Source organism: Sodalis-like endosymbiont of Proechinophthirus fluctus, assembly GCF_001602625.1.
Taxonomy (GTDB): domain Bacteria; phylum Pseudomonadota; class Gammaproteobacteria; order Enterobacterales; family Enterobacteriaceae.
Map to the genome: position 1 here is coordinate 5,907 of NZ_LECR01000072.1, position 606 is coordinate 6,512.

Genomic DNA, 606 nt, shown 5'->3' on the forward strand with positions numbered 1-606 from the left:
CCAGCCGTATCAGCGCCACATTGCAGGGGAAATAATTCATAGATAAATCTATGCTGTTAAGTTATTGCATGACTAAACTAGGAGCAGTAGAGCTTACGTCAGGAGTAGTAGTTAAACCAGAGTAAAGTCGGGGAGGTAGTATTTGCCATGATCTATACCGTGAATAGCAGACCGGCGGTATCGCTGAAAAGCAGCACCTAAATGGCCAAGGCATTATGCAGCGCGTTTAACGCGGCGGCGCCAGGCAAGCGGCTGAAAAAGCCCATTGGAGCACGCTGTTTCTTGACGCCGATATCCCTGATTCACAGTTTTATCAGCTAGTGTGGACGCTTTCTAGTAATGGGCTCTGTGTTCAGGCCTGCCGGAAGCGACACGCCAAACTCAAAATATATGAAGTGGTGGTGTTCGTCCGCAACGGAAAATCCGTGCGCCGCGACGTGCGATGGCGCCAGCGTGTCGGTATTTCCACAGCCAAGGATCCAGACGTCAGCGGAGGTTGCGAGGCACTCTCTTCCCGTCTGTTCGCAGCCGCACCCTAGGATTTTTGCAGCGCGCGCTCGAGAATGGGACGCAGGAAGCGAGCGGTATGGGATGCTTTACAGGCCG

At 53.0% G+C, this 606-nt stretch carries 1 protein-coding gene; it reads left to right on the plus strand.

Annotated elements, in window-relative coordinates:
- Positions 1-395: 395 nt before the first annotated feature.
- Positions 396-539: a hypothetical protein gene (locus BG74_RS17620; RefSeq protein WP_187202759.1), complete on the plus strand. Its 144-nt coding sequence runs from the start codon at positions 396-398 to the stop codon at positions 537-539.
- The last annotated feature ends 67 nt before the right edge of the window (positions 540-606 follow it).